A 20,145-nucleotide genomic window follows, 5' to 3' on the forward strand; every position below is an offset into this window, starting at 1 on the left:
TCCCGGTAGGCGGTCAGCACCCGGACGCGGAGCCCGACGGCCTCGGCGTCCAGCATCGCCCGGAAGCGTTCGAGCAGGACCAGCCGCTCGATGGCCGCGGACAGGGGCAGCGGTCCGGGCCGCCACGGCTCCACCGCCGGCTCCACCAGTTCCAGCTCCGCCAGCTCCTCGGCCCACGGCTCCGGCGCAGGATCCGCTGCCTGCGGACGGTGCCCGGCCGGCGGTCGGGAGTGGGGTGCAGTCTCCATGACCCAAGAATAGTATTCCTATTCGATATGGTTATCAGTAATTCGTATATCTGTTCTACCCAAGTTTTGCGGAGACTACTTAAGCATCCCCGGTGACAGGAGCGCCGGTTGGTGCCGGCGTGGAGCAGGGGAGCGCTGGCGCAGAAGGAGAGTGGACGGGGAGGGCAATGACTGTCAGGCTGCCGGCCAAGCGGAAATCATCCGCCCCGTCGCGGATTGCACACCGCCACAACCGTCAGCCGGGCGGTGCCGTTCCGCCGGCGGCCAACCCACCGGGTGTAGCGTGGACGGGTGACTGACATGGACTTTCGGCGCCTGGGCGCCTCTGGACTGACCGTTTCCGCCGTGGGCCTGGGCTGCAACAACCTGGGCCGCACCGGAACTGCCACCTTCACGCAGGAGGGGACGGACGCCGTCGTGCACGCCGCGATCGACGCCGGCGTGACCCTCTTCGACACCGCCGACAGCTACGGTGCCGAACCCGGCCTCTCCGAGAACCGCCTCGGCAAGGCGCTCGGGGCCCGGCGCGACGACGTCGTCGTGGCCACCAAGTTCGGCATGGACATGCAGGGGGCCAACGGGCGGGACTTCGGCGCCCGCGGTTCCCGCCGCTACATCGTGGCCGCAGCGGAAGCCTCCCTGCGCCGACTGGGCACGGACTACATCGACCTCTACCAGTTCCACACCCCGGACCCGCGCACGCCCATCGAGGAGACGCTCGCCGCGCTGGACGACCTGGTCCGGGCCGGCAAGGTGCGCTACGTTGGCCACTCCAACCGCGCCGGATGGCAGATCGCCGAGGCCGAATTCACCGCCCGCGCCCACGGGACCACCCGCTTCATCTCCAGCCAGAGCCACTACAACCTGCTGGACCGGCGGGCCGAGCTGGAGGTGACTCCGGCCGCGGAAGCCTACGGGCTGGGCGTGCTGCCCTACTTCCCGCTCGCGAACGGCCTGCTCACGGGCAAGTACTCCGGCGGCACCGCACCCGAGGGCAGCCGCCTGACCCATTCGCGGACCAACCTCCTTGACCGGGCGGACCTTGACCAGTTGCGGGCCTTCGGCGATTTCGCGCGCGAACGCGGGCTGTCGGAGGTGCAGGTCGCGTTCTCGTGGCTGGCCTCGCGCCGCTCCGTCGCCAGCGTCATCGCCGGCGCCACGCGCCCGGAACAGGTCCGCGAGAACTCCGCTGCGGCAGGCTGGGTCCCCACCGCCGAGGACGAGGCCGCGCTGGAGGAGATCTTCCCGAAGGCTCCGAAGGTCGCCCTGTTCTAGCCCCCGCGGCTTCCGGACTTCGCGGCACGGTTCCGGGAGGTTGCCCGCCCTGCGGAACGTTTCCCTCCCGGAGCCGGCCGCCGCGTGGGTAGCTTGGCAGCCATGACTGACATGGACTACCGGCGCCTGGGCGCCTCGGGACTGACCGTTTCCGCCGTGGGCCTGGGCTGCAACACCCTGGGCCGCCCCGGAGCCGCCTCCCTGACGCAGGAAGGGGCGGACGCCGTTGTGCACGCCGCGCTCGACGCCGGCTTGACCCTCTTCGACACGGCCGACAGCTACGGCGCCGAACCGGGCCTGTCCGAGACCCTGCTGGGCAGGGCGCTCGGGGCCCGGCGCGACGACGTCGTGGTGGCCACCAAGTTCGGGTCCAACATGCGCGGCGCGAACGGGCGGGACTTCGGCGCGCGCGGTTCCCGCCGCTACATCGTGGCCGCGGCCGAGGCCTCGCTGCGCCGGCTGGGCACGGACTACATCGACCTCTACCAGTTCCACACCCCGGACCCGCTCACGCCGATCGAGGAGACGCTCGCCGCGCTGGACGACCTGGTCCGGGTCGGGAAGGTGCGCTACGTCGGGCATTCCAACCGCGCCGGCTGGCAGATCGCCGAAGCCGAGTTCACCGCGCGGGCGCAGGGCGGCACCCGCTTCATTTCCAGCCAGAGCCACTACAACCTGCTGGACCGGCGGGCCGAGCTGGAGGTGACTCCGGCCGCCGAAGCCTACGGGCTGGGCGTGCTGCCCTACTTCCCGCTGGCCAGCGGCCTGCTCACCGGCAAGTACTCCGGCGGCACCGCCCCCAAGGGCAGCCGGCTGCAGGTCAACTCGCGCGTCTACACGCTGGAGGGGGCCAACTTCGAGCAGTTGCGGGCCTTCGGCGATTTCGCGCGCGAACGCGGGCTGACGGAGGTGCAGGTCGCGTTCTCGTGGCTGGCCTCGCGGCCCACCGTCCCCAGCGTCATCGCCGGAGCCACGCGCCCGGAGCAGGTGCGCGAGAACGCCGCCGCGGCAGGCTGGGTCCCGACCCCGGAGGACGAGGCCGCGCTGGAGGGGATCTTCCCGGCGCCGCGGAAAGTTGCGCTGTTCTAGACGACATGGAGTGCGGGGTGCCCTCCGGGCCGCGCGGGAACCCGCTCGTCCGGAGGCGAGCCTTAGAGGTAGATCAGGATGTTGTTGCCGTCGACCTTCGCCGGGAAGCGGGCCAGCGGCTTCTCGGCCGGTCCGTGCGTGGCCGAACCGTCCTCGCGGCTGAAGCGGGAGCCGTGGCAGGGGCAGGCGAAATCGTCGGTGCCGATGCCCACGGTGCAGCCTTTGTGCGTGCACACCGCGGTATAGGCCAGGACCTTGTCTTCGGCGGGCCGGAACAGCAGGTATTCCTTGCCGCTGACCTTCACCTGGGCCGCCGCGCCGACGGGAAGGTGCGCCGTGGTGGTCGCGACGGTGCCGGTTCCCGAGGCCGGGGCGGCGGGCTCGGCGGAAGTCCCGGAGCCGCAGGCCACCAGCGCCGTCGCCGCGCCGGCCAACAGGCCGCCGCCGAGCACGGCCCGCCGGCTGGGGACGATGGATGCGTTCATGCACGCCATTGTCGACCCGCCGGCCTCGGCTGCCTAGAGGGCGGCAGCACAGAGACTGCCCCGCGCGCTAGAGGTAAACCAGCACGTCCTCGCCGGAGATTTCCGCCCTGAACTTTTCCAGCGGGCCCCGTGCCGGCCCGGCGGTCACATCCCCGGTCTCGCGGGTGAAGTGGGAGCCGTGGCAGTGGCACACGAATTCCCCCTCGCCGACGCTGACCTCGCACCCGGCGTGGGTGCAGACCGCGCGGTACGCCAGCACGGAGGCCTCGGCGGGGCGGAACAGCAGGTAGGTCCGCTCGCCGATCTTCACCGACAGCGACGACCCGACCGCCAGCTCCGCGGCGGTCGCGGCCACCGTCCCCTCGCCGCTGGCCGCCGGGGTGGCCGGGGTCGAGGAGGCCTCGACGGTCGAGGGATCCACGCAGGCGCTCAGTCCGGCGACGGCGCCGACGGCAGTGACGCCGCCCAGCACGGCACGGCGGGTGACGGCGCTGCGGGTAACGGCGTTGGGGAATCCGCAGGGGCGGGCTGGGGAGGAAAGGTTGTCCATGCAAGCATTCTTGCAGACCCTCCTGTGAGCCCGGCAGGCGGGACGCGCCGCCCCTCGGGCGGGCCGGGCCGGCTGCGGGGGAGCCAACGTTACGGCGTGTTGCATCTCATGCCGAAACACCCAACCGGGGTCCGACGTGCGCCGAACCGCACGCGGTCCCCATCGGCCGACTGAGGCATGGCTATGCCTATTAGGAAATGCCCGTGGTGCGTAAATATGCTGGAGCTACCCAGGAACGCGCGGGTCCCAGCCCGCCGGAAAGGAACCTCGTGTTCGTCACCCTCCTCTCCTCACTTTCGACCCGCGTGCGCGATGCCGCCCTGGGTGGCCTGTGCGCGTCCGTCCCGGACGCCGTCGTGCTGCGCTACGACCTGCTCCACGCCGGCACGCTCGCCGCCGAACTCTTCCGCCCCGGGCACGCGCCGGCAACCCGGACGCTGGCCCTGGACCACGCCTGCCTGGCCTGCACCGCTGCCGCCGATGCGGCCCTCGTGCTGGCGTCGCTGGCCGACGCGGGGCAGGAGCACGCGCTGCTCGGGCTGCCGCCAGGAGCCTCCAGCGTGAAGGCCCAGCGCGTCCTTGAAAGGCGTGCCGCCGGGGATCCCGTGGCGGTCGATTCGGTGGCGCTGGCGATCGACCCGTCCGAAGTCGAGCAGCTCATCACCTCCCCCTACCTGCTGCACAGCGCGGGGCTGCTGCCGGAGGGCGCCCCCTGCACCGGCAGCGGGGAATTCGTAACCGCCGCGCTGTCCCACGCGGACACCGTCCTCGGCGCCGACGATGGGGTGTGGGCCCTCCTGGGGGACCGCGGGGCCGCCGACTACCGGACCGCCTCGGAGCGCGGACTGGACCTGCTGCGCGAACTGGCGCCGCACGCCCTCGTGAACGCCCCGGGCCCGGTGTCCGCGCTGGGCAGCTTCGACCGGGAGGAGGCCGCGCAGCGCACCACGCCGGGTGCGGCCCGCCCTGCCGCCCGCAACGGAACAACGTCTGCCGGCACAACGTTCACCACCGTGACGCTCCGCTCGGACCGCCCCCTCCACCCCGGCCGGATCTACCACCTGCTGCAGGAGCTCTCCCGCTCGGCGCTGTGGACGCGCGGACAGCTGTGGCTGGGCGGGTGCCCGACGCTGAAGATCGCGGTCCAGGGGGCCGGACCCCGGCTGCGCATCGTCGCGTCCGGCACGTGGCAGGACCACGGCGAGGCCGCCGAAACCGTGCTGGCCCTGACCGGCGAGGGCCTGGACGCCGAACTGCTCCAGTCGGCCTTCGCCGCCTGCGAGCTGGAGGACGGGGAGCTGGCCGAGGGGATCGCGAACGTCGAGCTGGGTCCCTTCCGGGCGCTGGCACCGCAGTAGGGGACCGGCCCCCGACTCACCGCTCCGGGCCCTACCGCCCGCTGCTCATCGTTCAGGGTGGAACCTGTGCCCGTTGACCCGCTCGGAGGCGCCCACCCGGTCCAGGTACGGGGTGATCCCGCCCAGGTGCATCGGCCAGCCGGCGCCGAGGATCATGCACAGGTCGATCTCCTCCGGGCCGGCCACCACGCCCTCGGCCAGCATCAGGCCGATCTCCTCGGCCAGCGCGTCCTGGGTCCGTGCCAGCAGTTCCTCCGCGGTGCTGGGACTGTCGCCGAAGGCCAGCAGCGCCAAGGTGGAGGCCGGGATGGACCGCGCCCCGTCGGCGTCGGTCTCCCACAGCCCGCGCACGCCGGCGTCGACGAGCGCCTGCAGGTTCGCCGAGACGCGGAAACGGTCCCCGAAGGCCGCGTGCAGGGACTCGGTCACGTGCTGGGCCACCGGGATCCCCACCATCGCCAGCAGCGTGAACGGGGACATGGGCAGGCCCATCGGGCGCAGGGCGTTGTCGGCGACCTCGGCGGGCGTGCCGTCGTCGAACGCGTTCTGGACCTCGCCCATCAGGCGCAGCAGGATGCGGTTGGCCACAAAGGCCGGCGCGTCCTTCACCAGCACCGCCGTCTTGCGCAGTTGTCCGGCCAGGCCGAACGCGGTGGCGAGCACCTCCTCGGAGGTGTGCGGGGCGCGCACGATCTCCACCAGCGGCATCGCCGCCACCGGGTTGAAGAAGTGGAAGCCGACCACACGCTCCGGGTGCGCCAGGCCGGCCGCCATGTCCGTGACCGAGAGCGAGGACGTATTGGTGGCCAGCACGCAGGCGGGGGAGACCACCGCCTCCACCTCGGCGAAGACACGCCGCTTCACCGCCAGGTCCTCGAACACCGCTTCGATGACGACGTCGGCGTCGGCGAACCCCTCCCTGGACACCGAACCGGTGACCAGGGCCCGGGTGCGGTTGGCCGCGTCGGAGGAGAGCCTGCCCTTGGCCTCCAGCGTGGCGATCTCCGCCTGGATGCGCGCCAGGCCCTGGTCCACGCGGGCCTGGTCGATGTCGGTGATCACCACCGGCACCTTCAGCGCCTTGGCGAACAGCAGGGCCAGTTGCCCGGCCATCAGCCCGGCGCCGACGACGCCGACCTTCGTCACCGGCCGCGCCAGCCTCCGGTCCGGGGCGCCGGCGGGGCGCTTGGAGCGCTTCTGGACCAGGTCCAGGAACGCGTAGACGGTGTCGTGGAACTGCGGGGAACGCATCAGCTCGGTCAGGGCCCGGCACTCCAGCTCCGCCGATTCGCGCCCGGTGAGGTCCCGGCCGGCCTCAACGAGCTCGATCACCTTGGCCGGGGCGGGCGCGGCGTTGGAGGTCTTCGCCTCCACGAAGGCGCGCGCCGCGGCCGCGGCCGCGGCCCAGCGCGCGGCCACGGCCGGATCCGCCGGGTCCACCGCGTGGGCGCGTTCGACGGCGGCGGTGCCGTCCAGCACGGACGCGGCCCAGGCGGTGGAGCACTCCAGGAAGTCCGCGGAGCCGAAGAGCGCGTCGGCGATCCCGAGCCGGTGCGCGGCGGGACCGTCGAGGGTGCGGTTGTTGGCCAGGGGGTTCTCGACCATCACCGCCAGGGCGGCCTCGGGGCCGACCAGGCGGGGCAGCCGGTGGACCCCGCCCCACCCGGGGACCAGCCCGAGGAACGCCTCCGGCAGGCCGATCCCGCTGGCGGCGGCGGACACGGTCCGATAGGTGCAGGCCAGGGCGAGTTCCAGGCCGCCGCCCAGGGCGACGCCGTTGATGAAAGCGAAGGTGGGCACGCCGAGGTCGGCGAGCAGGCCGTAGGCCTCGTGTCCGAGTTCGGCCATGAGCCGGCAGTGCTCCGGGTCCCGCAGGTTCCCCACGGCGGAGAGGTCGGCGCCGGCGGCCAGGAAGTACGGCTTGCCGGTGACGGCCAGGGCCGCGATCTCCCCGGCCGCGGCGCGCCCGCGCTGGGCCTGAAGGGCCTTGCCGAGCTCGATGAGCGTGGCGGGGCCAAGCGTGGTGGGGCGGGAGTGGTCCAGATCGTTGTCCAGGGTGAGCAGGGCCAGCGTGCGCCCGTCCGGCAGCGGGACGTCGGTGGCCAGCGTGTGGGTCACCACCTCGTCAGGGACCAGCGCGGTGAGCGGGCCGAAGCGGGCGAAGGTGTCCTCGCCGGCGGGGCTGGTGTGCGGGGTCTGGGGGTGCCGGGTCTGAGCGGTCATGCCCACCCGTCCTTTCCGTAGTCGGGATGGTGGGGGTTCTCCCAGACGACGGTGCCGCCCATGCCCAGGCCCACGCACATCGTGGTCAGCCCGTAGCGGACCGTGGGGTCCTGCCCGAACTGGCGGGCCAGCTGGGTCATCAGGCGCACGCCCGAGGAGGCGAGCGGGTGCCCGACGGCGATCGCGCCGCCGTAGCGGTTCACCCGCGGGTCGTCGTCGGCAAGCCCGAAGTGGTCCAGGAAGGAGAGCACCTGGACGGCGAAGGCCTCGTTGATCTCGATCAGGCCGATGTCCCCGATGTCCAGACCGGCCTGGGCCAGGGCCTTCTCCGTGGAGGGGACCGGGCCGAGGCCCATCACCTCGGGTTCGACCCCGGCGAAGGCGAAGGACACCAGACGCATGCGCACGGCAAGCCCCAGCTCCCCGGCCGCGTCCGCGGACGCGAGCAGGGCCGCCGTCGCGCCGTCGTTCAGGCCCGCCGCGTTGCCCGCGGTGACGCGCCCGTGGGCGCGGAAGGGGGTGCGCAGGCCGGCGAGGTCCGCCACGGTGGTGCCCGGGCGCGGGGGCTCGTCGACGGTGCGCAGCGCCCAGCCCTCGCCGGAGCGGCGCGTGGCGACCGGGACCAGGTCCGGCTGGATGTGCCCGGCGGCGTAGGCGGCGGCCAGCTTGGCCTGGCTGGCCGCGGCGTAGCGGTCGGCGCGCTCGCGGGTGATGGCGGGGAAGCGGTCATGGAGGTTTTCGGCGGTGCTGCCCATGTTCAGGGCTGCCGGATCCACCAGCCGCTCGGACAGGAAGCGCGGGTTGGGGTCCGCCCCGGCACCGATCGGGTGGTGGCCCATGTGCTCGACGCCGCCGGCGATGGCGACCTCGCAGGCCCCGAAGGCGATGGCCCCCGCGACGGTGGTCACCGCCGTCATCGCCCCGGCGCACATGCGGTCGATCGCGTAGCCGGGCACCGAGCGCGGCAGTCCCGCCAGCAGGGCCGCGGAACGGCCGATGGTCAGGCCCTGGTCACCTGACTGCGTGGTCGCGGCGACCGCGACCTCCTCGATGCGCTCCGGGGGCAGCGAGGGGTTGCGGCGCAGTAGGTCGCGCAGGCACTTGACCACCAGGTCGTCGGCGCGCGTGCCGTGGTAGTAGCCGGCCTCTCCGGCCTTGCCGAACGGGGTGCGGACGCCGTCGACGAAGACGACGTCGCGGACCGGGCGCCGGGCGGGCCCCGGCCGCCTGCCATCGGGCCGAATGGGGGAAGCGGTCACCGCAGGACTCCTTTGTCGGCGGGATTGTGGTCCGCACCAAACGCTACTGTGGAGTAACTTTCGTGGCAAGCGTTCCCGGCCCGGTCCCCGGAGTAGGGGAAAGGCTAGGCGGGATCGGGATCCAGGAACGCGACGGTGAGGACCGGCGCGGCGACGCGCACCTGCCACGGGCGGGCCCCCAGCGAGGCGAGCGTCGCGGCGACGGTGTCCGGGTCGATCGGCGTCGGCGGGCGCCAGCAGATCCTGCGCAGGTAGTCGGGGGTGAGGAGGTTCTCCGTGGGCATGTCCAGGGCCTCGGCGGCGCGCGCGATGCGCGGCTTGGCGGTGTTCAGGCGCGCCGCGGCCGCCGGGTCCTTTTCGGCCCAGACGCGCGGCGGGGGCGGGGAGGAGGACGGCAGATGCAGCGGGGGCAGGTCGGTGGCCGTGCGGGCGGCGGCAAGGCAGCGCAGCCAGCGCGGCGCCTCCTTGGCGGCGGCGCGCCCGTGGAACCCGGGGGTCTTCAGCAAGGCCGGGACGGAGACGGGCATCGCCTTCGCGGCGGCGACCAGGGCGGAGTCCGGGATCAGGCGTCCGGGGGCGACGTCGCGGTTCTCGGCCAGGGCCTCGCGCTCCTCCCAGAGCAGGCGCACCGCCTCCAGGTGGCGCCGGTCCCGCAGCTGGTGCAGCCCCGAGGTCCGCCGCCAGGGGTCGGTCTTGGGGCCGGCCGGCGGTGCGCTGCGGATGGCTTCGAACTCCTCCTCGGCGAACCCCAGTTTGCCGGAGTCCTCCAGCAGGCGGACCAGCTCGGTGCGCAGCTCGGCGAGGACCTCGACGTCGAGCGCCGCGTAGCGCAGCCACGGTTCGGGCAGCGGCCGGGTGGACCAGTCGGCGGCGGAGTGCTCCTTGGCCAGGCGCAGGCCCAGCAGGGACTCGACGACGGCGGCCAGGCCCACGCGCGGCAGGCCGGCCAGCCGGGCGGCCAGCTCGGTGTCGAAGAGGCGGTCCGGGCGCATGCCGACCTCCGCCAGGCACGGAAGGTCCTGGGTGGAGGCGTGCAGGATCCATTCGACCCCGGAGAGGGCGTCGTTGAGGGGGACCAGGTCGGGGAAGGGCTCGGGGTCGACCAGCCAGGTCCCGGCGCCTTCGCGGCGGACCTGGACCAGGAAAGCGCGCTGTCCGTAGCGGAAGCCGGAGGCGCGTTCGGCGTCGACGGCCGCGGGGCCGGTTCCGGCGGCAAGGGCCGCGGCGGCCCGGCGCAGGCCGGAGGCGGTGTTGATCACCAGGGGGACCCCGTCGCGTGGTTCGTCCAGCGGGACCGGTTCCCGCACCTCCTCTGCTGCTGCGGAGTCCTGGGTCTGCACGGCGCTGGCATTCGATGGGGTCATGATAGGGACATTCTAGTTCGACTCGCGGCCCATTCGCCCGCCGGCGGCCGGAAGGGTCGCCGGCGCGTCCCTGGGTGTACGGATCAGGACCGCCCCAGCCGGGGCAGGTGCGTGACCTCCGCCGGCAGCGGCGGCAGGCCCGCGAAGGCGCAGAGCATGTCGCCCCAGGCCTCCAGATGGGCGCGGATGTCGGCCTCGCGCGGGGTCCAGGAGGCGCGCAGTTCGATGTCGATGTTGTCCTCGCGGGCGTCCAGGCTGCCGAAGCTTTCGGAGAGCACGCGCGTTGCGGTGCCCCCGGCATCGCTGTAGTGCGCCCCGTGGTCCTCCAGCGCCTCCACCAGCCACGTCCAGGCCACCGACCCGAGCATCGCGTCGTTGCCCATGTCCGGCTCGAGCTGCGCCCGCATGTAGGTGACGATGCGGAAGTTTCCGTTCCAGAGCGCGGACTCGTCAGGATCGTAGAGCAGCACGAACCTGCCGGTGGCCAGCGCCGGCTCCTCGGCGGCCTGCGCCGCTTCCCGTGGCCCCACCAGCTGCGGGCCCTGCTGCCGGCGGTGCGGGCGTTCACGGACGTCCGCTGAGAGGGCCACCGCGAACGGGGCCAGACGCGCCGGCGCCGGGATCTCGGCCAACCTCACCTCGGGGCGGCTTTGCGCCCGGCGCAGGGCAGAGAGCGCCGTCTGGAAATCTGGGGGAACCTGCGTCAGGTCGCCGATGGGGTTCACAATCCCGAGTGTAGGCCGCGGCCGCGCCGGTGCCGCCGACCCCCGAACTTCGACACGCCGGGCGCCACGCCGCCGCCTGTCAACGGGCCATTTCCTCCCGCAACGCCGCGGCGAACGCGTCCACGTCGGCCTCGGTGGTGTCGAAGGAGCACATCCACCGCACCTCCCCGGCATCCCGGTCCCAGTCGTAGAAACGGAACCGTTCGCGCAGCCGGTCAGCCACGTCCGTCGGCAGCGTCGCGAACACCGCATTGGCCTGGGTCGGACGCACCGCGCGCACGCCGTCGGTCGCGTCCACGGCCTGGCGCAGCCGCGCCGCCATCGCGTTGGCGTGGGAGGCCGAGCGCAGCCACAGGTCGCTGCCGTAGAGCGCCACCAGCTGGGCCGAGACGAAGCGCATCTTCGAGGCCAGCTGCATGTTCATCTTGCGCAGGTACTTCAGCCCCTCGGTGGCCCGCGGGTCCAGGACCACCACCGCCTCCCCGAACATCAGCCCGTTCTTGGTGCCTCCCAGGCTGACCACGTCCACGCCGGCCTCCGTGGTGAAGTCCCGGAAGCGGGTCCCCAGCGCCGCCGCCGCGTTGGACAGCCGCGCCCCGTCCACGTGCACCTTCATCCCCAGGGAGTGCGCGTGGTCGGCGATCGCCCGGATCTCCGCAGCGGTGTAGAGCGTGCCCAGTTCGGTGGACTGGGTGATGGACACCGCCAGCGGCTGGGCCCGGTGCTCGTCCCCCCAGCCCCAGGCCTCGCGGTCGATCAGTTCGGGGGTCAGCTTGCCGTCCTCGGTGGGAACGGAGAGCAGCTTCATCCCGCCCACCCGCTCCGGGGCGCCGTTCTCGTCCACGTTGATGTGGGCGCTCGCCGCGCACACCACCGCGCCCCAGCGCGGCAGCATGGACTGCAGGGCCGTCACGTTCGCGCCCGTGCCGTTGAACACGGGGAACGCCTCCGCGCCGGCCCCGAAGTGCTCGGCGACCACCTCCTGCAGCTGCGCCGTGTAGGCGTCTTCGCCGTAGGAGACCTGGTGGCCCCCGTTGGCCGCGGCCAGCGCGGCCAGGACCTCCGGGTGCACCCCCGAGTAGTTGTCCGAAGCGAAGCCCCGCACCGACGGGTCGTGCAGGACGGAGGGATCGTGCGCTGACGGATCATGCGCTGCCGGATCGTTTGCTGCCGAGGGGGCGTGCAGGGAGGTGCTCATGGGGTCCTTTCGGGGGATGGGGGATGGGGGAGCGGAGGCCGTGGGCCGGGCTCAGGGAGTGGGCAGCAGGGGCAGCCGGGCTCCGTTCAGGGTGGCGGCGTCGCTTCCGAAGAGGCGCACGACGGCGGCGGCCAGGTCTGCGACGTCGGTGTACCCGGCGAACGCATTTCCGGGGTCGGCGGCGCGGGCCGCGTCGTCCACCAGCGCCTTGACGACGAACACGACGGCGGCCGACCGCTGCGGCGCCGGGTCCGCCTTGCTTCCGGATTGGGCCGCCCGGAAGGCGGCGGCGACGGCCCGGGTCCAGGTCTCCGCGGCGGCCTTGGCGGACGCGTAGTTGGCCGTGGAGGCGGTGGGGGAGTCGACCGCGGTGGCGGAGACGATCGCGAGCCGGCCGCGGGCGGAGGCGGCGAGGTCCTCGTGGAAGGCCCGCGTGGTGTTGCGCAGGGTCGCCACGATGTTCCGGTGCAGGAACGCCCAATCGGCGTCGTTCTGCCCGGCCAGGCCGCCGCCGCCGCGCCAGCCGCCGACCAGGTGGACCAGCCCGTCCAGCGGGCCGTGCTCGTCGCGCAGCCGCCGGGCCAGGCCGTCCACGGCGTCCGGGTCGGCCAGGTCCACGGCGTAGCGCCCGTGGGCGAAGGGCAGCCGGGCGTCCAGCCGCCCGGCGTCGGTGCCGGCCGCCAGGACGGTCGCGCCGGCGTCGTGCAGGGCGAGCGCCGTGGCGACGCCGGACGCGGAAGTGGCCCCGGCGACCAGGACAGTGGCCCCGGCCGCCGGGGCTCCGGTGAGGTCCGTCATGGGGCGATTCTAGCCCCGCGCCGGAGCGGACGCGCCGGTGATCCCGACGGTGGACTCGATCACCGGGCGCATCTTCTTCTCCAGCGCCTCGTAGAACATCGACAGCGGGAACTCGTCGTCCAGGACCTGGTCGGTGAGCGCGCCGAGCGGTCCGGCCAGCGGCAGCGCGTCCTTGCCGCGCGCCCAGGCCGAGGCCGGGTGCGGGGTGACGGTGGCGGAGACCAGTTCGTAGGCGGCCAGCCAGTGGGCCAGCTTCGGGCGGTCGATGGAGCGCCAGTACAGCTCGTCGATCGCGTCTCCGAGCGCGGCCACGACGCCGGGAACCTCGGCCCAGTCGATGGACAGCCGGCTGTCCGTCCAGTGCAGCACCCCGTGCTGATGCATCCAGGCAAAGAGCAACTGCCCCCCAAGGCCGTCGTAGTTGCGCACCCGGGTGCCGGTGATCGCGAAGCGGAAGATCCGGTCGAAGACGATGGCCTGCTGGACCAGCGCCGCGTGGGTGCGCGCCTGCGGATCCGCGTGGGTGTCGGCGGCGATCTCGATGCATTCGCGGTACGCGGTCAGGTCGCAGCGCAGTTCCTCCAGCGCGTACAGGAAGTAGGGCATGCGCTGCTTGATCATGAACGGGTCGAACGGCAGGTCCCCGCGCATGTGGGTGCGGTCGTGGATGAGGTCCCACATCACGAACGTCTCCTCGGCCAGGGCCTGGTCCTCGAGCAGGGCCGCCGACCCGGCCGGCAGGTCGAGCCGGGTGGTTTCCGCCGCCGCGGCCAGGACGCGGCGGAAGCGTGCAGCTTCCCGGTCCTGGAAGATGGCGCCCCAGGTGAAGGTGGGGGTTTCGCGGATGGACACCGACTCGGGGAAGAGCACCGCCGAGTTGGTGTCGTAGCCGGGCGTGAAGTCCAGGAAGCGCAGCGGCACGAAGAGCGGGTTCGTGTAGGGCCCGGCCTCCAGGGCCGCGATGAAGTCCGGCCAGATGGTTTCCACGAGGACGGCCTCGACGTAGCGGTTCGCGGAGCCGTTCTGCGTGTACATCGGGAAGAGCACCAGGTGGCGCAGCCCGTTGGTGCGGTGCAGCTGCGGCTGGAAGGCCACCAGGGAATCCAGGAAGTCGGGAACGCCGAAGCCGCTCCCGCTCCAGCGCCGCAGGTCCGCCGCCACCAGGTCCAGGTACCGGGCGTCGTGCGGGAACAGGGGGGACAGCGCGGCGACGGAAGCGACGATCGTGTCCACCAGGGCGGCCGCGCGCACGTGGTCCGCCGGTTCCGGCACCGACCCGTCCTTCGCCTGCAGTCCCTGCAGGGCGGTGGCGGCCTCCTTCAGGGAGCGCCAGGCGGGAAGGGCGACGAGGTTCGCGGCATCCGCGGGCTCGGCGTCGGGGCGTGCAGTTCGGGTGGGGGACATGGGCACCTGCTTTCCATGGGCGTCCGGGCGCCGGCACGGGCGCCGCTGGCGCCCCACCGGCCCCGGAGGAGGGAGGGCCGCGCGGGCCCCGGTTCGGTGGCTCCAGCCTAGGCAAACAGCATTATTGCTTGCCGAAATACTCGGTGAGCAACAGGAACTCTTTCTCTTGAGGGCTTGCGCGGCCAAGGAAGAGCGGTGCGCGGTTGCGCTCGCCGGGGCGCGTCAGGCGTGGACGTCGTGCAGGTGGTGGGCCACGTCGTGCCAGGCATAGCGCGCCAGCGTGACCACCGTGAAACCGGAGCCGTCGCTCCGCCGTCCCGGGCGCTCCAGGTCCCGGCCCAGGACCGAGTCGAACGCGTCGGCCAGCCCGCGGCCGGATGCGGCCAGCTGCGTGGCCACGGTCCGCGGGTCCTGGTCCGCGTAGCGGTTCTCCACCGCCGTCGCGTCCTGGTCCCAGTTGGGGAACTCCGGGTCCTCCCGCGTGAGCATCAGGTCCAGCCGGTGGTGGAACACCCGGAACACGTCGCGCACGTGCGCCCCGTACTCCAGCGTGCTCCACACGGCCGGCCGCGGCCGGACCCGCGCATCGGGGCGGGACAGTGCGGCGCCCCAGCGGGGGAGCGCGGAGCGGATGGCAACGGCCACCTCGCCCGGCGCCATGGAGGTCGCATCCGTTCCGCACCCGGGGCAGGCGCGCTCCAGCACCCAGGTCCAGTCCTTGGTGTCGGGTTGGGGAGTCTCGTGGTGTTCGGTCATCGTGCGGGTCTAGTCGTCGGAGGGGCGCAGGCGCAGGGAAATGGAGTTGATGCAGAAGCGCTGGTCGGTGGGGGTCGCGTAGCCCTCGCCCTCGAACACATGGCCCAGGTGCGAGTCGCAGGAGGCGCACCGCACCTCGATCCGGCGCATGCCCAGCGTGGTGTCGTGCAGGTACCGCACCGTCCCCTCCGCCAGCGGCGCCCAGAAGGAGGGCCAGCCGCAGTGCGAGTCGAACTTCTCCGCGCTGGTGAACAGTTCGGCACCGCAGGCGCGGCAGGCGTAGACACCCTTCTGGTGGGTGTCCCAGTACTCGCCGGTGTAGGGCCGCTCGGTGCCGGCCCGGCGCAGCACCTGGAACTCCTCCGGGGTCAGTTCGCGCCGCCATTCCTCGTCCGTCTTGGCGGCGGGGCCGGCGGGGGCATCGGTCTGGGGCAGGTTCTCCTGGAATTCGCTCACGTCACCCACAACGAGCGGGAGCCCCCGGTCATTCCCGAAAAGGGGGTTTCAGGGAGGCATCTCCCGGGGCCGCCGCGGACACGCCGCCGATTCGGCATCGGCAGCATGAGTTGGGATGATGGGACCATGCGCAACAACGACGCGTCCCTGCCCGCCGGAACGGCGCCCCTGCTGCGCTGGGCCGTGCTCGGTGCCGGCGCCGGGGCCGTGGCCGGATCCCTGCTGGCCGGCAGCATGTCGGCGCTCGCCGGCTACTTCGCCCGGCAGGTCGTCACCCCCGCCAAGGTCCACGAGGAGGACCTGTCCATCCTGGCGGTGACCCGCACCGCCGACGGGCTGGAGGTCATCCTGCCGGCCAACTCCGAAACGACCGTCCCCGGCACCTATTCGCTCTTCTTCGACGGCGGGCGCGGGCATGCGCGCATCGGCGCCATCACCTCCTTCAGCCCCGCCGAGGGAACCATCGCCCGCCGCGTCGACCACGTCCACGCCGGCAACCTTCCCGCCGCCGTGCGCGGCTGGTGGTCCGGCGTCGCCTTCGAGACGCCCGCCGATCTGGGATTCGCGGCGCAGGAGGTCGGCATTCCGGTGGAGGGCGGCATCGCGCCGGCCTGGCTGATCCCCGGGGGCACCGCGGCCTCCACGTGGGCCATCATGGTCCACGGGCGCGGCGCCAACCGGCGTGAAGGGCTGCGGGCCCTGCCGGTGGCCCACGAACTGGGGCTGACCAGCCTGCTCGTCTCCTACCGCAATGACGGCCTGGCTCCCGACGCCGTCGACGGCCGCTACGGGCTCGGCAGCACCGAATGGCGCGACGTGGAGGCCGCGATCGACTACGCGGTGGGCCACGGCGCCAGGGACATCGTCCTCTTCGGCTGGTCCATGGGTGGTGCGGTCTGCCTGCAGGTCGCCGAACTCACCGCGCACCGCACGCGGCTGCAGGCCCTGGTCCTGGACGGGCCGGTGGTCAACTGGATGGACGTGCTTACCCACCAGGCCCGCGTCAACCGGATCCCCGAACTCGCGGGCCGCTTCGGCCAGTGGATGCTCTCCAACCGGGCAGGGCGCTGGGTTACCGGGCTGGCCTCCCCGGTGGACCTGAGGGAGCTGAACTGGGTGGCCAAGGCGGACCAGCTGCTGGTGCCCACGCTGATCATCCACAGCGAGGACGACGACTTCGTCCCGGTGGGCCCCTCCGCCGAGCTTGCGGAGCTGAACCCGGCCATGGTCACCTTCGAACGCTTCACCCAGGCCCGCCACACCCGCGAATGGAACGTGGACCCCGAGCACTGGAACCGCACCGTCGCAGCGTGGCTCGGCGGCGTCATGCGCGCCCCGCACCCCGGCCGCGCCTGACGCCGAGGCCCAACCGTCGTCGTGCCCGGGCTCTAGGTGGAGGCGATCGGCGCGGAAACCGCTTGGGTGAGCGCCGAAAGGTCCGCCGGGGCCAGCTCGATGTCCAGGCCGCGGCGGCCTCCGGAGACGTACACCGTGTCCAGGGCGAACGCCGAGGCGTCCAGCACCGTGCGGGACGGGTTGCGCTGGCCGAGCGGCGAAATTCCGCCCACCACGTAGCCGGTACGGCGCTCGGCCGCGGCGGGGTCGGCCATCTCCACCTTTTTCACGCCCAGCGCCGCGGCCATCGCCTTCAGGTCCAGCGAGCGGTCCACCGGAACGACGCCGACGGCCAGGGCCTCGGCGCCGGGCAGGCCCGTGGCCACCAGCAGCGTCTTGAACACGGACGCCGGCTCCACCCCGAGCGCCGCGGCAGCCTCGAGCCCGAACGACGCGGCGGCCGGATCGTGCCCGTAGGCGTGCAGCCGATAGGGCGTGCCGGTCCTGTCCAGCAGGGCCGTCGCCGGCGTGCCGCCCTTCGCCGCGGACTTCTTGGCCACCTAGGCCGTCCCGGCGGCCAGCGCCTCGCGGACCTGGCGCTTGATCCGGGCCAGCATGCCGGACATCCCCCGCATGCGCAGCGGGGTGATGGCCCGGGTGAGGCCCAGCAGGTTCGGCATATCGTCCGGAACCTCCAGCACGGCCTGCGCGGGAGCCCCGTCCAGGCCCTCGTGCAGGACCGAGGCGAAGCCGCGGGTGGTCGGGGCCTCCGGCGGGGCGGAGAAGAACAGGTGCACCGCCCGTTCGCCGTCGGGGTCCACCTCAAGGGCAAGGAAGATGGGGGACTGGCATTCGGCGACCTGCTCGAGCAGCTCGGGATGGTCGGCGAAGCGGGCGGGCAGCTCTGGCAGCCCGTCGGAGAACTCGAGCAGCAGTTCCAGGCGCTGCGCCTCCTCCAGCGCGGCGAAGTCCTCGACGATCTCGGCCAGCGCCTGCGGCAGGGTGCTCATCGGGCACGCCCCGCCGGCGCCTCGCCGCGCTCGGTCCCCTTGGCGATCGGCACCCGCACCGCGTTGCCCCACTCGGTCCAGGAGCCGTCGTAGTTGCGCACGTTTCCGACGCCGAGCAGGTGGGTCAGCACGAACCAGGTGTGGCTGGAGCGTTCGCCGATGCGGCAGTAGGCGATGACCTCGTCGCCCTCGGCCAGGCCGGCGCCGTCCAGGTAGATGGCCTCCAGCTCGGCCCGATTGCGGAAGGTGCCGTCCTCGGCGGCCGCCCGCGCCCACGGCACGGACGCCGCGGTGGGGATGTGGCCGCCGCGCAGGGCGCCCTCCTCCGGGTAGGCGGGCATGTGGGTCCGCTCGCCGGTGTACTCCTCGGGGGAGCGGACGTCGATCAGCGGCTTGCCCAGGTGCTCCAGCACGTCCGGCAGGAACGCACGGATGGGCGCATCGTCGCGTTCCACCACCGGGTAGTCAGTGGGAGCCGGGGCAGGCTTCTCGCGGGTCAGGTCGCGTCCCTCGGCGATCCACTTGTCGCGGCCGCCGTCGAGCAGGCGCACGTCCTGGTGGCCGAAGAGGGTGAACACCCAGAGCGCGTAGGCCGCCCACCAGTTGCTCTTGTCGCCGTAGATGACCACCGTGGAGTCGCGGTCGATGCCTTTGGCGGACATCAGCCGCGCGAACCCAGCGCCGTCCACGTAGTCGCGGGTGACCTCGTCATTCAGGTCGGTGTGCCAGTCGATCTTGACCGCGCCCGGGATGTGGCCGGTCTCGTAAAGCAGGATGTCCTCGTCGGATTCGACGACCGCCAGCCCCGGCTCGCCGAGGCGGGCGGCCAGCCAGTCGGTGGACACCAGCCGTTCGGGATGGGCGTAGGCGGCGAACTTGGCGTGCGGATCGGTGGCAATGCTCATGTAAGTCCTCAAGCGGGAGTCGGGAAGATTCATTCCCAGCCTAACGGGCGAGGGGCCCGCGGCGAGCGAAGCGAGTTAAGAGAGTGGCCAGGGTTCCCCGCGCGCGAAGCGTGTGGGGCAGGCCGCGAACGGGGAGCCCGGTAGGCGCTAGCGGGCGAGGGTCCACGGTGGCAGGATGTCGCGCCGTCATGCGGGATGTCCCGGTTCAGCGCGCGGGCATGCGGAGGCGTAAGGTGGTGCGGGGCGCCGGGCGCCCCCGCACCCCACCATGCCCCCGCACGCGAAGGAACCGACGCTCAACCGTGGCCACGATCCAGCACCTCACCCAGCGGACGCCCCACGTGTCCATCGACGACCTTCTTGCCGGATTCCACCCGTCGCCGCGCTTCGACGAAGTCTCCTTCGACAGCTACCGTCCGGACCCGAAGCAGCCCTCCCAGGCCGAGGCGGTGCACCTGCTGCGCACCTTCGCCTCACGGGTGGGACAGTCCGAGGGGGGACTGTTCGGCAAGCTCTTCGGCAAGTCCAAGGCCAAGCGTGCCGGCATCTACCTGGACGGGGGCTTCGGCGTGGGCAAGACCCACCTGCTGTCCTCGCTGTGGCACGCCGCCCCCGGCCCGAAGGCCATCGGCACGTTCGTGGAGTACACCAACCTCGTCGGCGCGCTGTCCTTCCGCAAGACGGTCGAGGTGCTCAGCGGGTACAAGCTGATCTGCATCGACGAGTTCGAGCTCGACGATCCGGGCGACACCGTCCTGATGTCGCGGCTGATGCGCGAACTCGCCGACGCCGGGGTGAAGATCGCCGCCACCTCCAACACGCTGCCCGGTTCGCTCGGCGACGGCCGCTTCGCCGCCGTCGACTTCCAGCGCGAGATCAAGGTTCTATCGGACCAGTTCGACGTGGTGCGCATCGACGGCGAGGATTTCCGCCACCGCGGCCTGCCGGCCGCCCCGGAGCCGGTGGCCGACGCCGACCTGCTGGACTTCGCGCGCTCCCGCTACGACGGCCAGGTCCTGGCCGTTGACCACTTCGGCGACCTGGTCAAGCACCTGGCCGGCGTGCACCCGAGCCGTTACCGCCAGCTGATCTCCGGCGTCGACGCGCTGGTGCTGCACAACGTGGACACCATCACCGAACAGGCCGTTGCGCTGCGCTTTGTGGTGCTGGCGGACCGCCTGTACGACAAGGACGTCCCGATCGTGGCCAGCGGCAAGCCGTTCAGCGAGCTGTTCACCCCGGAGATGATGGCCGGCGGCTACATGAAGAAGTACTTCCGCGCGGTCTCGCGCCTGACCGCGCTGGCCCGCGAGGGCCAGAAGGGCGAAGTAGCCCTGTAGCGGTTCCGAAACGACGACAGGTGCCGGTGCCGCCTCACGGCGGGACCGGCACCTGCTTGCCGTGCTCTGGGGGGCCCGAAAGCCCTGCTGTCGGAAGACCCGCGGACTAGGCCGGTGGTGTCGGCTGTGCCGGCGGTGTTGCGGTGGTGCCTTCGTCGTCGCTGTCGACCTTGTCCAGAAGGCCGTGAGCGGCATCCTGGCCCTTGTCGATGTGTTCGGCGAACTTGCCGCCGGTCCTTTCATCGACGACGTTGCCGGCGTTGTCAACAACACCATGTGCCTGGTCTGCGCTTTCACGCGTCACCTCGGCGGCCTTGTCCTTGAGCCCTTCAGCCTTGCCCTTGAGCTCGTCAAAAATAGACAACAG

21 protein-coding genes are annotated in these 20,145 nt (G+C 72.4%); 5 read left to right on the top strand and 16 right to left on the bottom strand.

Annotated elements, in window-relative coordinates; all coding sequences use genetic code 11:
• On the bottom strand, window positions 1-248 hold a 248-nt coding region (locus tag ABD912_RS13230; protein WP_345151408.1), incomplete at its 3' end, for a hypothetical protein.
• Between the two features lie 300 nt (window positions 249-548).
• Here ABD912_RS13230 and ABD912_RS13235 point away from each other — a divergent pair.
• The gene (locus ABD912_RS13235) at window positions 549-1,523 is read left to right on the top strand and encodes an aldo/keto reductase (RefSeq protein WP_345151975.1); all 975 of its coding nucleotides are present in this window, start codon (window positions 549-551) and stop codon (window positions 1,521-1,523) included.
• 111 nt (window positions 1,524-1,634) lie between these two features.
• The gene (locus ABD912_RS13240; RefSeq protein ID WP_425548077.1) at window positions 1,635-2,612 is read left to right on the top strand and encodes an aldo/keto reductase; all 978 of its coding nucleotides are present in this window, start codon (window positions 1,635-1,637) and stop codon (window positions 2,610-2,612) included.
• 62 nt (window positions 2,613-2,674) lie between these two features.
• On the opposite strand, the gene ABD912_RS13245 is transcribed toward ABD912_RS13240, so the two are convergent.
• Both ABD912_RS13245 and ABD912_RS13250 read right to left on the bottom strand, forming a co-directional pair.
• A complete protein-coding gene (locus ABD912_RS13245) occupies window positions 2,675-3,097 on the bottom strand; it encodes a QcrA and Rieske domain-containing protein (RefSeq protein WP_345151410.1) in 423 nt (140 codons plus the stop codon).
• A gap of 67 nt (window positions 3,098-3,164) precedes the next feature.
• A complete protein-coding gene (locus ABD912_RS13250; RefSeq protein ID WP_345151412.1) occupies window positions 3,165-3,647 on the bottom strand; it encodes a Rieske (2Fe-2S) protein in 483 nt (160 codons plus the stop codon).
• Between the two features lie 269 nt (window positions 3,648-3,916).
• Between ABD912_RS13250 and ABD912_RS13255 the strand changes: the two genes are divergently transcribed.
• Window positions 3,917-5,005: a GTP-binding protein gene (locus ABD912_RS13255; protein ID WP_345151413.1), complete on the top strand. Its 1,089-nt coding sequence runs from the start codon at window positions 3,917-3,919 to the stop codon at window positions 5,003-5,005.
• 45 nt (window positions 5,006-5,050) lie between these two features.
• Here ABD912_RS13255 and ABD912_RS13260 read toward each other — a convergent pair whose 3' ends face one another.
• The 9 genes from ABD912_RS13260 to msrB form a co-directional block, all read right to left on the bottom strand.
• Complete coding sequence (locus tag ABD912_RS13260; protein WP_345151414.1) at window positions 5,051-7,228, bottom strand: 3-hydroxyacyl-CoA dehydrogenase NAD-binding domain-containing protein; 2,178 nt, start codon at window positions 7,226-7,228, stop codon at window positions 5,051-5,053.
• Window positions 7,225-8,487, bottom strand: a complete 1,263-nt coding sequence (locus tag ABD912_RS13265) for a thiolase family protein (RefSeq protein ID WP_345151415.1) — start codon at window positions 8,485-8,487, stop codon at window positions 7,225-7,227. The genes ABD912_RS13260 and ABD912_RS13265 overlap by 4 nt, the downstream gene beginning before the upstream one ends.
• Before the next feature lie 104 nt (window positions 8,488-8,591).
• Window positions 8,592-9,851, bottom strand: a complete 1,260-nt coding sequence (locus tag ABD912_RS13270) for an HRDC domain-containing protein (RefSeq protein ID WP_345151416.1) — start codon at window positions 9,849-9,851, stop codon at window positions 8,592-8,594.
• A gap of 83 nt (window positions 9,852-9,934) precedes the next feature.
• The gene (locus tag ABD912_RS13275) at window positions 9,935-10,567 is read right to left on the bottom strand and encodes a DUF3000 domain-containing protein (protein ID WP_345151977.1); all 633 of its coding nucleotides are present in this window, start codon (window positions 10,565-10,567) and stop codon (window positions 9,935-9,937) included.
• Window positions 10,568-10,655: 88 nt separating this feature from the next.
• On the bottom strand, window positions 10,656-11,774 hold the full coding sequence (locus ABD912_RS13280; RefSeq protein ID WP_345151417.1) for a threonine aldolase family protein: 1,119 nt from the start codon (window positions 11,772-11,774) through the stop codon (window positions 10,656-10,658).
• Between the two features lie 51 nt (window positions 11,775-11,825).
• The gene (locus ABD912_RS13285; RefSeq protein WP_345151418.1) at window positions 11,826-12,572 is read right to left on the bottom strand and encodes an SDR family NAD(P)-dependent oxidoreductase; all 747 of its coding nucleotides are present in this window, start codon (window positions 12,570-12,572) and stop codon (window positions 11,826-11,828) included.
• A gap of 9 nt (window positions 12,573-12,581) precedes the next feature.
• Window positions 12,582-13,976 carry a DUF6421 family protein gene (locus ABD912_RS13290; RefSeq protein ID WP_345151419.1) on the bottom strand — a complete coding sequence of 465 codons (1,395 nt, stop codon included), beginning with the start codon at window positions 13,974-13,976 and terminating at the stop codon, window positions 12,582-12,584.
• Between the two features lie 222 nt (window positions 13,977-14,198).
• Window positions 14,199-14,732 (bottom strand): DinB family protein, encoded by a 534-nt coding sequence (locus ABD912_RS13295; protein ID WP_345151420.1) that lies wholly within the window; start codon window positions 14,730-14,732, stop codon window positions 14,199-14,201.
• Between the two features lie 9 nt (window positions 14,733-14,741).
• The gene (gene msrB, locus ABD912_RS13300; RefSeq protein WP_425548078.1) at window positions 14,742-15,167 is read right to left on the bottom strand and encodes a peptide-methionine (R)-S-oxide reductase MsrB; all 426 of its coding nucleotides are present in this window, start codon (window positions 15,165-15,167) and stop codon (window positions 14,742-14,744) included.
• Window positions 15,168-15,314: 147 nt separating this feature from the next.
• Between msrB and ABD912_RS13305 the strand changes: the two genes are divergently transcribed.
• On the top strand, window positions 15,315-16,544 hold the full coding sequence (locus ABD912_RS13305) for an alpha/beta hydrolase (RefSeq protein ID WP_345151424.1): 1,230 nt from the start codon (window positions 15,315-15,317) through the stop codon (window positions 16,542-16,544).
• Window positions 16,545-16,576: 32 nt separating this feature from the next.
• Here the strand turns inward: ABD912_RS13305 and ybaK are convergent, their stop codons facing one another.
• The 3 genes from ybaK to ABD912_RS13320 are packed head-to-tail and all read right to left on the bottom strand — an operon-like array spanning window position 16,577 to window position 18,438.
• Entirely contained in the window at window positions 16,577-17,083 is a 507-nt protein-coding gene (gene ybaK, locus ABD912_RS13310) for a Cys-tRNA(Pro) deacylase (RefSeq protein ID WP_345151425.1), read from the bottom strand.
• Window positions 17,084-17,533 carry a SufE family protein gene (locus tag ABD912_RS13315; protein WP_345151426.1) on the bottom strand — a complete coding sequence of 150 codons (450 nt, stop codon included), beginning with the start codon at window positions 17,531-17,533 and terminating at the stop codon, window positions 17,084-17,086.
• On the bottom strand, window positions 17,530-18,438 hold the full coding sequence (locus ABD912_RS13320; RefSeq protein ID WP_345151428.1) for a sulfurtransferase: 909 nt from the start codon (window positions 18,436-18,438) through the stop codon (window positions 17,530-17,532). The genes ABD912_RS13315 and ABD912_RS13320 overlap by 4 nt, the downstream gene beginning before the upstream one ends.
• 302 nt (window positions 18,439-18,740) lie before the next feature.
• Here ABD912_RS13320 and zapE point away from each other — a divergent pair, with 302 nt between their 5' ends.
• Entirely contained in the window at window positions 18,741-19,778 is a 1,038-nt protein-coding gene (gene zapE / locus ABD912_RS13325; RefSeq protein ID WP_345151429.1) for a cell division protein ZapE, read from the top strand.
• Between the two features lie 106 nt (window positions 19,779-19,884).
• Here the strand turns inward: zapE and ABD912_RS13330 are convergent, their stop codons facing one another.
• Entirely contained in the window at window positions 19,885-20,142 is a 258-nt protein-coding gene (locus ABD912_RS13330) for an antitoxin (protein WP_345151430.1), read from the bottom strand.
• Between the last annotated feature and the right edge of the window lie 3 nt (window positions 20,143-20,145).

The sequence above is a fragment of the Arthrobacter ginkgonis genome, from assembly GCF_039540195.1.
GTDB lineage: Bacteria > Actinomycetota > Actinomycetes > Actinomycetales > Micrococcaceae > Zafaria > Zafaria ginkgonis.

What these genes read in the sequence shown, in the direction of transcription:
- ABD912_RS13290 (WP_345151419.1), bottom strand. Translation starts at nt 13,976, where the DNA reads ATGTCCCCCACCCGAACTGCACGCCCCGACGCCGAGCCCGCGGATGCC.
- ABD912_RS13320 (WP_345151428.1), bottom strand. Translation starts at nt 18,438, where the DNA reads ATGAGCATTGCCACCGATCCGCACGCCAAGTTCGCCGCCTACGCCCAT.
- ABD912_RS13280 (WP_345151417.1), bottom strand. Translation starts at nt 11,774, where the DNA reads ATGAGCACCTCCCTGCACGCCCCCTCGGCAGCAAACGATCCGGCAGCG.
- ABD912_RS13245 (WP_345151410.1), bottom strand. Translation starts at nt 3,097, where the DNA reads ATGAACGCATCCATCGTCCCCAGCCGGCGGGCCGTGCTCGGCGGCGGC.
- ABD912_RS13260 (WP_345151414.1), bottom strand. Translation starts at nt 7,228, where the DNA reads ATGACCGCTCAGACCCGGCACCCCCAGACCCCGCACACCAGCCCCGCC.
- ABD912_RS13240 (WP_425548077.1), top strand. Translation starts at nt 1,635, where the DNA reads ATGGACTACCGGCGCCTGGGCGCCTCGGGACTGACCGTTTCCGCCGTG.
- ABD912_RS13305 (WP_345151424.1), top strand. Translation starts at nt 15,315, where the DNA reads ATGCGCAACAACGACGCGTCCCTGCCCGCCGGAACGGCGCCCCTGCTG.
- ABD912_RS13285 (WP_345151418.1), bottom strand. Translation starts at nt 12,572, where the DNA reads ATGACGGACCTCACCGGAGCCCCGGCGGCCGGGGCCACTGTCCTGGTC.
- ABD912_RS13295 (WP_345151420.1), bottom strand. Translation starts at nt 14,732, where the DNA reads ATGACCGAACACCACGAGACTCCCCAACCCGACACCAAGGACTGGACC.
- ABD912_RS13315 (WP_345151426.1), bottom strand. Translation starts at nt 17,533, where the DNA reads ATGAGCACCCTGCCGCAGGCGCTGGCCGAGATCGTCGAGGACTTCGCC.
- ABD912_RS13270 (WP_345151416.1), bottom strand. Translation starts at nt 9,851, where the DNA reads ATGACCCCATCGAATGCCAGCGCCGTGCAGACCCAGGACTCCGCAGCA.
- ABD912_RS13250 (WP_345151412.1), bottom strand. Translation starts at nt 3,647, where the DNA reads ATGGACAACCTTTCCTCCCCAGCCCGCCCCTGCGGATTCCCCAACGCC.
- ABD912_RS13235 (WP_345151975.1), top strand. Translation starts at nt 549, where the DNA reads ATGGACTTTCGGCGCCTGGGCGCCTCTGGACTGACCGTTTCCGCCGTG.